The following is a 10791-nucleotide window of genomic DNA, read 5'->3' as shown; positions in this document are numbered from 1 at the left end:
GTCCGCCACCCCGTCCCCGGTCCACAGCGCCACCACCCCGGCGCCGGAGCCGCCGCCGACCTACCCGCCCCTGCCCAAGGGCTACCACCTGGTCGAGGAGAAGAAGCTCGGCGTCTCCTTCCCCGTCCCCGACGGCTGGACCCGGCAGGAGAAGTCCTCCCGCGAGGTGGACTACATCGACCGGACCGGGCTCGTCGGCCTCAAGATCAACGTCCTGGACTTCGCCGGCCGTGACCACGTCCAGCACTGGAAGGACGTGGAGCAGCAGCTCAAGGACTCCTCGGAGATCCGGAACTATCGCCGGGGCCGGCTCCAGGAGACGACCTTCCGCGGCGAACCGGCGGCGATCTGGGAGTTCACCTGGTCCGGCCGGGCCCGGGACTTCCAGGCGGTCGACCTGGGCTTCGGCCGCGAGGGCGGCGCCGAGTACGCCATCTACCTGTCCGCCCCGAAGGCGGACTGGGAGCGCCACCGGCCCGTGTTCGACGTGGTCCGCGACGGCTTCCGCACGGGACAGCGGCCCTGACCGGCCCTGACCGGATGCTGACCCTCCGTCATCGCGTCCCGTCACCCGCGATGTTCCCGCGACGCTCCCACAGCATTTCTCCCCGGCTTTCCCGGGGTCCCGTCAGGGTCGACCCTGATGTCCGGACGGGGCCGCCCGTGTGACGATCAGTGCATGACCACCGTTCCGCACCCCGACGGCCCGCCCCTGCGCAAGCTCTACCGCAGCGACGAAGGGCGGATGCTCGGCGGCGTGGCGCGCGGTCTCGCGGGGCATCTGGGCATGCCCGTGTCCTGGGTGCGGCTCGTCTTCGTCGCGCTGTTCATGGGCCACGGCATGGGCGCGCTGCTCTACGCGGTGTTCTGGTTCGTCGTGCCGCTCGGTGTCGGCGGCGTCGAGGTGCCGCGAGCGGTGGCCACCGAGGTCACCCCGGACGGCCGCCGCAGGCTCGTCCGCAAGCCCGACCGGGGACAGGTCTTCGCGCTCCTCGCCATCGTCATCAGCGCCGCGGTCTTCCTCGACCGCCTGGAGCTGGGGGGCGCCAACACCTACGTCTGGCCGCTGCTCCTCATCGGCGCGGGCGTCGCCCTCGTCTGGCGCCAGGCCGACAACGCCCGCCGCTCCCACTGGATGGAGGTGAGCCGCCGCAAGCGCGTCCTGCCCCTCGCGCGGGCGGGCGCGGGCGTGGTGCTGGTCGGTGTCGGCGCCACCGGCGTCGTCGTCCTCCAGGGCTCCGTCGAGCACCTGGGGACGGTGCTCCAGTCGTCGCTCGCCATGGTGGTCGGCATCGCGCTGCTGGCCGGGCCCTCGGTCGTCCGCATGGCCCAGGACCTCTCCGCTGAGCGGACCATGCGCATCCGGGCCCAGGAGCGCGCCGAGGTCGCCGCCCACGTCCACGACTCCGTCCTGCACACGCTCACCCTCATCCAGCGCAACGCCGAGGACGCCCGCGAGGTCGCCCGGCTCGCCCGAGCCCAGGAGCGCGAGCTGCGCAACTGGCTCTACGACCCCGAGGGCCGCGGCAAGGAGGAGGCCGAGGAGCCCAGCACCCTCGGCGAAGCCGTCCGGAACACCGCCGCCCGCGTGGAGGACCACCACGGGGTGCCCATCGAGGTCGTCGTGGTCGGCGACTGCCCCCTCGACGACCGGCTCGACGCCCAGCTCCAGGCGGCCCGTGAGGCCATGGTGAACGCGGCCAAGTACGGTGGCGAGGGCGGGGCCGTGCAGGTGTACGCCGAGGTCGAAGGGCGTACGGTCTTCATCTCGGTGCGCGACCGCGGACCCGGTTTCGATCTGGACGCGGTCCCGGAGGACCGGATGGGCGTCCGGGAGTCGATCATCGGCCGGATGCAGCGCAACGGCGGCACCGCGCGCGTGCGGCCCGCGCCCGGCGGGGGGACGGAATGGGAGCTGGAGATGGAGAGGGCGGAGAACGCATGACGACCGAGCAGACGGCAGGGGAGACGGCCGAGCGTCACGTCAGGGTCGTGCTGGTCGACGACCACCGGATGTTCCGCACGGGCGTGCAGGCCGAGATCGGGGCCACCGACCGTACGGGCGTCGAGGTCGTCGGCGAGGCCGCCGACGTCGACCAGGCGGTCACGGTGATCACCGCGACCCGCCCCGAGGTGGTGCTGCTCGACGTCCACCTGCCCGGCGGCGGCGGAGCCGAGGTGCTGCGCCGCTGCGCCGCGCTGATGGCCGGACAGGAGTCCCCGGTCCGCTTCCTCGCCCTGTCCGTCTCCGACGCCGCCGAGGACGTCATCGGCGTCATCCGGGGCGGCGCCCGCGGCTACGTCACCAAGACGATCACCGGTGGCGACCTGGTCGACGCCATCTTCCGGATCAAGGATGGCGACGCGGTCTTCTCGCCCCGCCTGGCCGGCTTCGTCCTCGACGCCTTCGCCTCCACGGATGCCCCGCCCGTCGACGAGGACCTCGACCGGCTGACCCAGCGCGAGCGCGAGGTGCTGCGGCTGATCGCCCGCGGCTACGCCTACAAGGAGATCGCCAAGCAGCTCTTCATCTCCGTGAAGACCGTGGAATCGCATGTCTCGGCGGTGCTGCGCAAGCTCCAGCTGTCCAACCGGCACGAGCTGACACGCTGGGCGACGGCGCGTCGCCTGGTGTGACCCCCGCCCGTCGGGCTGCCGTCGGCGGAACCTCCCGGAGCTCCTCGCCATCTAGTCACAGGCGACGAACAGCACCGGAAACGAGAGTCCGATGATCCGATGAGCCTGACGGGGACACCCTTCCTTCTGATCACGATCGCCCTGGTCGGGGTGGCCCTCGCGCTGCCGCTCACCCTCTGGGGCCGAATAGGCGGGCCGCGGCTCGTCCGGCACGCGACGCGTTTCCTCATGCTGCTGTTCGCGCAGGCCACGGCGATCGTGATGGTCTTCGTGATCGTCAACAACTCCAACGGCCTCTTCGACACCTGGGCCGACCTCCTCGGCACCGGCGACCACGTCAGGGCGGCCGCCGACCTCGGCCCGGACGGCACCGGCGGCAAGACGCCCGACCAGACGCCGAAGACGGTCGCCAAGTTCAAGCCCGCCTCCGACAAGCGCATGGGCCCCGGGGTCCTGGAGACCGAGCTCAAGGGCCACATATCCGGTGTGGAGGGCGAGGTCTACGTCTGGCTGCCCCCGCAGTACGACGACCCCGCGTACAAGGACAAGAAGTTCCCCGTGGTCGAGGTGCTGCCCGGCTTCCCCGGTTCGGCGAAGGCCTGGTTCGGCACCCTTGAGGTGAACACCCAGCTGGGGCCCATGATGCGGCGGGGCGAGGTGGCCCCCTTCATCATCGTGGCGCCGCGCACCGCCCTCCTCGGCGACACCGATACCGGCTGCGCCAACATCCCCGGCAAGGTCAACGCCGACACCTGGCTCAGCGTCGACGTCCGCAAGATGGTCACCGACACCTTCCGCGCGGACGACCGGGCCGACGGCTGGGCCGTCGCCGGCTACTCCGCGGGCGCCCACTGCGCCGCCAAGCTGGCCGTCGCCCACCCCGACCGCTACCGCGCGGGCGTGAGCCTGTCCGGCTACAACGACCCCGCCGGCGAGCCCGGCGCGCTCACCACGAAGACACCGGAACTGCGCGACGCCAACAACCCGCTGAAGATGCTCCAGCACGCCGCGACCCCGCCCAAGGTGGCGCTCTTCGTCTCCGGCGCCGAGACCGACGGCTACCAGGGCGGGCAGGCGCTCAAGCAGGCGGCCAAGCCGCCGACGACCGTGGAGACCGTCCTGATCCCGCCGGGCGCGGGCGGCCACGGCACGGCCGTCTGGAAGCGGCAGGTCCCGGACGTCTTCAAGTGGCTGACGAAGCAGGTGGCCCACTAGCCCGCGCGACAGCCCCGCACGACAGCTCCGTACGCCCCCGGGGATCACGCCGGCCGCGTGGCCCCCGCGAACGGCATCTCGTCGATCGGCGCGACCCGCACCGGGGCCCCCGGGTGCGGGGCGTGGACCATCTTGCCGTCGCCGACGTAGAGGCCCACGTGGCTGATCCCGGAGTAGAAGAACACCAGGTCCCCCGGGGCGAGCCGGTCCCGGGAGATCCGCCGCCCGGCGTTGATCTGGGTGTAGGTGGTGCGCGGCAGCGACACGCCCGCCGCCTGCCACGCGGCCTGGGTGAGCCCCGAGCAGTCGAAGGACGCCGGTCCGGTCGCCCCCCACTCGTACGGCTTGCCGAGCGCGGAGTACGCGAAGGCCACCGCCCGCGCCGCCCGTCCCGACACCGCGCGGGCCACTTCGCCGACCGCCTCCGAGCCCGTCGCGACGGACGCCTTCGCGGTGTCCGCCGCCCGTGCCACGCCCGTGCCGGCGGCGTCCGTGCGGATCGCGGTGGCCTCCTCGGCGGGCAGCTCGCTCAGCAACTGCCGGGCCCGGTCCAGCTTGGCCTCGATGGTGCGCTTGTGCGCGGCGAGCGCGCTCTCCTCGCGCCGGATCTCGGCGAGCCGCGCCTCCGCCGTCGTCCGCACCCGCATGACGTCCCGCAGCTCCTGGTGGACCCGGGAGATCGCGGCGGCCTGTCCCTGGCCCGCGCGGTCGGCGAGGGAGGCGCTCTCCAGGAAGCGGTCCGGGCTGGTGGAGAGCAGCAGCCGCATGCTGGTGGGCATCGAGCCGCCCCGGTACTGGGCGGCGGCGAAGGAGCCGAGGGCGTTGCGGGCGGCGTTGAGGCGCTCGGTCTTGCGGGCGGCCTCGTCCTGGAGCCCGGCGAGCACCGAGCGGGCGCGGTCCGAGCGCTCCTTCACCCCGTTGTACTGCTCGGTGGCGGCCTCGGCCTGCTGGTAGTACCGGGCCACCTGGGCCCTGGCTTGCGCGGTGGTGGGGGAGGGGGCGGCGTGGCCGGTGCCCTCGAGCACGGTGGCGGTGGCCGCGCCCGCGAGGGCGAGCGTGGCCGCGGTACGGGCGGTGCTGCCGGCGAGAGGGTGCTGCTTGGGCTTTCGGTGCGTGGCCACGGCGGCCGTCACTTCCTTCCGTCCGGCAGGGGTGCCCGGCGGTGGCCCGCACGAGGGGGGTGAGGGCGGGCCACCGCCGTCTGCAGGAGGACGCTAAACCTCGGGATCACCGCGAAACGGCCATGACCGCTATTGCCCTGAATCGGTTGTTTGGCGATCGCACCTGGCGGGCAGCCCTCGACGACTCGGAAGGACGGTGCCGGGGACTGACCGAGGTGGTGTCCCTGCCCCACCTTGATGCGGAGTGGTGCTATGGCCCCGGTTAGGGTCGGGCCCATGGACGTTCTCCTTCACGCCGTCGTCGGCCTCCACATCATCGGCATCGCCTCCCTGCTCGGCGGGTTCCTCACGCAGATGAAGGCCATGGGCAAGGGCGAGGCCCGGATGGTGCCCGCGATGCTGCACGGCGCGCTGACGATGCTGGTGACGGGCGTCGCGCTGGTCGGCATCCACCAGAGCCAGGGCGACACGATCAACACCCTGAAGATCGGTGTGAAGCTCGCCCTGCTCGTCGTGATCCTGGGCCTGGTCTATGTGAAGCGGGACGAGGAGAAGGTCGAGGCGGCCGCGTTCGGCACGGTGGGCGCGCTGACGGCGACGAACGTCTTCATCGCGGTTCTCTGGGTCTGACCCGCCCCGCCACGGGCGGCTCCGCCCATGGCGGCGGGCCGCCCGGGCTGTGGGCCCGGCCACTGTCGGGCGGATCCCGGCTCGGCTGTCGGTGGGGCGGCCTAGACTCGGGAGGCGATGAGCAGCCTCTTTGACGACAGCTTCCTGGCGGACCTGGCCCCTGCCGAGGAGGAGCCCCCTCCGCCCCCGGAGGACACGGCTCCGGAGCCCTTGCCGGACGACCTCTTCGGCGGCGCCTTCGACGCGCCCGTGCCCAGGGAGGCGTTCTACCGCGACGGCGCCGCCCGGCCCGTAGTGGACCCCGCCGCGCTGCTGGAGGGGATGAACGACCAGCAGCGCGAGGCCGTGGTGCACACGGGCTCCCCGCTGCTGATCGTCGCGGGCGCCGGCTCCGGCAAGACCCGGGTGCTCACCCACCGCATCGCGTACCTTCTGGGCGCGCGCCAGGTGCACCCGGGGCAGATCCTCGCGATCACCTTCACCAACAAGGCCGCCGGCGAGATGAAGGAGCGCGTCGAGCAGCTCGTCGGCCCCCGCGCCAACGCCATGTGGGTGATGACCTTCCACAGCGCGTGCGTGCGGATCCTGCGCCGCGAGAGCAAGAAGCTGGGCTTCACGTCCTCCTTCTCGATCTACGACGCGGCCGACTCCAAGCGCCTCATGGCGCTCGTCTGCCGGGACCTCGACCTCGACCCGAAGAAGTTCCCGCCGAAGTCCTTCAGCGCGAAGATCTCCAACCTCAAGAACGAGCTCATCGACGAGGAGGCCTTCGCGGCGAAGGCCGCGGACGGCTTCGAGAAGACGCTCGCCGAGGCGTACACGATGTACCAGGCGCGGCTGCGCGAGGCCAACGCCCTGGACTTCGACGACATCATCATGACCACCGTCCACCTCCTCCAGGCGTTCCCGGACGTGGCCGAGCACTACCGCCGCCGCTTCCGGCACGTCCTGGTCGACGAGTACCAGGACACCAACCACGCCCAGTACACGCTGGTGCGCGAGCTCGTGGGCACGCCGGAGACGGCGGGCGAGGAGGGCGTCGGCGAGCTGTGCGTCGTCGGTGACGCCGACCAGTCGATCTACGCCTTCCGTGGCGCGACCATCCGCAACATCCTCCAGTTCGAGGAGGACTACCCGGACGCCACCACGATCCTGCTGGAGCAGAACTACCGCTCCACGCAGACGATCCTCAGCGCGGCCAACGCGGTCATCGAGCGCAACCAGAACCGCCGCCCCAAGAACCTGTGGACGCAGGCCGGCGCGGGCAGCTCCATCACCGGCTACGTCGCCGACACCGAGCACGACGAGGCGCAGTTCGTCGCCGACGAGATCGACCGGCTGACGGACGCGGGCGACGCCAAGGCGGGCGACGTCGCCGTCTTCTACCGCACCAACGCCCAGTCCCGTGTCTTCGAAGAGATCTTCATCCGCGTCGGCCTGCCCTACAAGGTCGTCGGCGGAGTGCGCTTCTACGAGCGCAAGGAGGTCCGTGACGTCCTCGCGTATCTGCGGGTGCTGGCCAACCCCGAGGACACCGTGCCGCTGCGGCGCATCCTCAACGTGCCCAAGCGCGGCATCGGCGAGCGCGCCGAGGCCATGATCGAGGCGCTGGCCCTCCGGGAGAAGGTCAGCTTCGCGCAGGCGCTGCGCCGCGTCGACGAGGCCTACGGCATGGCCGCCCGCTCGGCGAACGCGGTCAAGCGCTTCAACGTCCTGCTGGAGGAGCTCCGCACGGTCGTCGAGTCCGGCGCGGGCCCCGCGACCGTCCTGGAGGCGGTCCTGGAGCGCACGGGCTATCTCGCCGAGCTCCAGGCGTCCACGGACCCCCAGGACGAGACCCGCGTGGAGAACCTCCAGGAGCTCGCCGCCGTCGCCCTGGAGTTCGAGCAGGAGCGCACGGAGGAGGAGCCCGGCACGCTCGCCGACTTCCTGGAGAAGGTCGCGCTCGTCGCCGACTCCGACCAGATCCCCGACGAGGACGCGGAGGGCACCGGCGTCATCACGCTGATGACCCTCCACACCGCGAAGGGCCTGGAGTTCCCGGTCGTCTTCCTCACCGGCATGGAGGACGGCGTCTTCCCGCACCTGCGGGCCCTCGGCCAGGCCAAGGAGCTGGAGGAGGAGCGCCGGCTCGCCTACGTGGGCATCACGCGCGCCCGCGAGCGGCTGTACCTGACCCGGGCGAGCATGCGCAGCGCCTGGGGCCAGCCCGCGTACAACCCGCCGTCGCGGTTCCTGGAGGAGATCCCGGAGCAGCACCTGACGTGGCGCCGCACCGGGCCCGCGACGCCGTCGGCGTCCTCGCTGGGCGCGGGTTCCGGCTCCCGGACGGGTTCCGGCATCTCGTCCGGCTTCGGCCCGTCGCGCGGCGGCAAGGCGGCGTCGAGCGGGTTCGCCACGCGGCGTGCCAAGGACCGCGAGGTCGTGGCGCTGGCCATCGGCGACCGGGTCACGCACGACTCGTTCGGGCTGGGCACGGTCGTGGCGGTCAAGGGCAGCGGTGACAACGCGGAGGCGACGGTCGACTTCGGCGGGGAGAAGCCGAAGAGGCTTTTGCTGCGGTACGCGCCGGTCGAGAAGCTTTAGCTTTTCGCTCGGCCGCGGGTCGTACGTGGCTGGTCGCGCAGTTCCCCGCGCCCCTTCGGGGCGCGGGGATTCTTACGTCGGGTCCAGGTCGTGGCTGCGGAGCCAGGGGAGGGGGTCCACGGCCGAGCCGCCGGGGTGGACCTCGAAGTGGAGGTGCGGGCCGGTGGAGTTGCCGGAATTGCCGGAGTAGGCGATGACGTCCCCGGCCTTGACCGGCCCGGAGCGGAGCTTGTAGCTGCTGAGATGGCAGTACCAGGTCTCGGTGCCGTCCGACGACGTCACCTTGGCCATGTTGCCGTAAGCCACGTTGTACTGCGTGCTGACCGTGCCGTCGTTGGCGGCCATGACGGGCGTGCCGTAGCTGACGGGGAAGTCGATGCCCGTGTGCACCGACATCCAGTTGACGCCCGCCTGGCCGTAGTAGGCGCTGAGCCCGTGCTGGTCGACGGGCAGGGCGAACTTGGGGCGCTCGCGCTCCTTGCGGGCGGCCTCCTCGGCCTTGCGCTTGCGCTCCTCCTCCTGGCGGACCTTGAGGTCGATCCGCTCCTGGGTGCGGCTGGCGCGGGAGGCGAAGTCGTCGGCGCCCTGGCTGAGGCTGGCGAGCTGGGTGTCCAGCTTGCTGTTGGCGGCGGAGAGCTTGACGGAGTTGTCCGGGGCGGAGGCCGCGGTGGTCTGCTGGGTGTCCTTCTGCCCGCCGCCGGTCATGACGGACGCGGCCGCGATCCCGGCCACCCCCATGACGGCGACCGAGGGGACGGCGACGGTGAGCAGCGCCTTGCGGCGCGGGCGGTAACCGGCGCGGGCGGGGGCGCCCTTGCGGCGGCTGCCGCGGGACTGGTGCGGGACCTCGGCCCGGCTACGGGCCCGGGACGGTGCGGGCGCGGGGTCGTCGTCCCCGGTGGCGCCGGCGTTTCCGATGCCCTCGGTCTCCTCCGGCAGCGGGGTGATCACCATCGCGCGGGTCTCGGCGTCGGCGACGCCGGCGGCCTCGGAGAGGCCGGGGACGCCGGAGACGTCGACCATGACGGTGGGGGTGTGCTGGACCTCCGGCTGCTGCTGCTCGGAGTGGAGCCGGTCCTGGGCCTGCGGCGCGTCGGCGGTCGCGTACGCGCTCGCGTCCCAGGTCTGGGTGGCCGGGGCGCTCATGTCCCACTGGCCGGAGTCCCACTGCCCGGACGTGTCCCAGGACTGGCCGGACGCGTCCCAGGCCTGGACCGGCTGGACCGGCTGGGACTGGGCGGGCTGGGTGAAGTATTGATTCTGCCCAGTGGCGTCCCACTGGCCCCACTCGCCGGAGTGGTGCTGGCCCGTGTCATAGGTCCCCGCCGCTGAACCGGCGGCGCTCCAGGCACCCGTGTCCCACTGCCCGGACGGGTGCGCGGACGCGGCGGCAGTGCCGGAGAGGTCCCACTGGCCGGATCCGCCGGATGTGTCCCACTGCTGGGCGGCGTACTGTCCCGTGCTGTCGTGGCCGAGGTCGTAGCCGCTGAAGTCCCAGGTCTGGGTGTGGCCGCCGGCGCCCCACTGGCTGGTGGTGCTGGTGTCCCAGTGGCCCGAGGCGTGGTCGCCGTATCCGGCGTAGCCCTGCGGAGCGTATGGCTGCTCGTACGCCGCGTACTGCCCGTGCCCATAGGGGGCGTCGGGAGCGGGAACGGACTGAGCCGGGCCCGCCGACGGGTGACGGTCGTTCACCACCACATCCATTTCGCCTTGGCAGAGGAGAATTAGCGGCGACTGTACCCGGCGGTATGCGACGACGACAATCTTCCCCACGTTTCGGTCACCGAACCGCTGGGCATTTAGCCGCCTTTTGGTGGACTGGGCCATGATGAGTCGACTTGACGTTCGATATGCGTTCGATGTTTTTGTGGAACTCAGGCGACCGAGGCGGCTCCCGCCGCGCCCGCCGACGGCTCCTCCGTGGCCAGCGCCTGCCTGATCCCCGCGGCCACCTCCCCGTGCACCGGGAGGGCGAGATGGCCCACGCCGCACACCCGGACGTTGCGCGCGTGGAGGTCGGGGTGATCGATACGGGCGGTTTCGACGGGAACCATGATCTGATCCAGGTCGCTCCAGAAACCGATGAATTGTGTTGTGCAATGCGGGGAGGGCCCGGCCAGTTCGGCGATGACGTCCGAATCGGGCCGCATCTGCCGCACCAAAGGGTGGGCTGTCATCAACGGGGCCACCAGGGTGCCGCTGTGCGGGGTGCCGAGGGTGACGAGCGTCCGGACACGGGCGTCGCCGCCGAGCCGCTGGATGTAGTAGCGCGCGATCAGTCCGCCCAGGCTGTGCCCCACCATGTCGACGTGCTCCCGGCCCGTGCTGACACAGACCTCTTCCACATGCCGGCCGAGCATTGCCGCCGCCTTGCGGATGTCGCAGGTCAGGAGCGAGTAGTTGAGGGACCACACCTCGTCCCAGCCGTGCCGGCGCAGCGAGCGGCGCAGCAGGACGAACACCGAGCGGTTGTCGATGAAGCCGTGGAGGAGCAGGACGGGCGGGCGCTCCGCCACCGGGCCGGTGGGCGCGCCGGGCGGTTCGGACGGTTCGGGCCGTTCCGCCGGTGCGGCGGGGGAGGGGCCGGCGGAACGGCCCGAAC

8 protein-coding genes and 1 pseudogene are annotated in these 10791 nt (G+C 71.9%); 6 read left to right on the top strand and 3 right to left on the bottom strand.

Annotated features, from left to right (window positions below):
• From K6I33_RS24290 to K6I33_RS24275, 4 genes and pseudogenes are all read left to right on the top strand, one after another.
• A pseudogene (locus K6I33_RS24290) lies at positions 1-526 on the top strand (serine/threonine protein kinase); the annotation flags it as partial.
• 153 nt (positions 527-679) lie between these two features.
• Positions 680-1945, top strand: coding sequence for an ATP-binding protein (locus K6I33_RS24285; RefSeq protein ID WP_229356648.1), 1266 nt, complete (start codon positions 680-682; stop codon positions 1943-1945).
• A complete protein-coding gene (locus tag K6I33_RS24280; protein WP_229356647.1) occupies positions 1942-2637 on the top strand; it encodes a response regulator transcription factor in 696 nt (231 codons plus the stop codon). The genes K6I33_RS24285 and K6I33_RS24280 overlap by 4 nt, the downstream gene beginning before the upstream one ends.
• A 99-nt stretch (positions 2638-2736) precedes the next feature.
• Positions 2737-3852 carry an esterase family protein gene (locus K6I33_RS24275; RefSeq protein WP_229356646.1) on the top strand — a complete coding sequence of 372 codons (1116 nt, stop codon included), beginning with the start codon at positions 2737-2739 and terminating at the stop codon, positions 3850-3852.
• A 44-nt stretch (positions 3853-3896) separates the two neighbouring features.
• Here the strand turns inward: K6I33_RS24275 and K6I33_RS24270 are convergent, their stop codons facing one another.
• Complete coding sequence (locus K6I33_RS24270) at positions 3897-4973, bottom strand: C40 family peptidase (protein ID WP_229356645.1); 1077 nt, start codon at positions 4971-4973, stop codon at positions 3897-3899.
• Between the two features lie 276 nt (positions 4974-5249).
• Here K6I33_RS24270 and K6I33_RS24265 point away from each other — a divergent pair, with 276 nt between their 5' ends.
• Both K6I33_RS24265 and pcrA read left to right on the top strand, forming a co-directional pair.
• Positions 5250-5603 (top strand): hypothetical protein, encoded by a 354-nt coding sequence (locus K6I33_RS24265; protein ID WP_229356644.1) that lies wholly within the window; start codon positions 5250-5252, stop codon positions 5601-5603.
• A gap of 117 nt (positions 5604-5720) precedes the next feature.
• Positions 5721-8189 carry a DNA helicase PcrA gene (gene pcrA, locus K6I33_RS24260; protein WP_229356643.1) on the top strand — a complete coding sequence of 823 codons (2469 nt, stop codon included), beginning with the start codon at positions 5721-5723 and terminating at the stop codon, positions 8187-8189.
• Between the two features lie 72 nt (positions 8190-8261).
• On the opposite strand, the gene K6I33_RS24255 is transcribed toward pcrA, so the two are convergent.
• The gene (locus K6I33_RS24255; protein WP_229356642.1) at positions 8262-9881 is read right to left on the bottom strand and encodes a peptidoglycan DD-metalloendopeptidase family protein; all 1620 of its coding nucleotides are present in this window, start codon (positions 9879-9881) and stop codon (positions 8262-8264) included.
• A gap of 182 nt (positions 9882-10063) precedes the next feature.
• Positions 10064-10791, bottom strand: a 728-nt coding sequence (locus tag K6I33_RS24250) for a triacylglycerol lipase (RefSeq protein ID WP_229356641.1), incomplete at its 5' end; no start/stop codon positions are given.

The organism is Streptomyces sp. UNOB3_S3 (genome assembly GCF_020740895.1).
In the GTDB taxonomy this organism is placed as follows: Bacteria; Actinomycetota; Actinomycetes; order Streptomycetales; family Streptomycetaceae; genus Streptomyces.
This window is presented reverse-complemented; position numbering and strand designations above follow the sequence as displayed.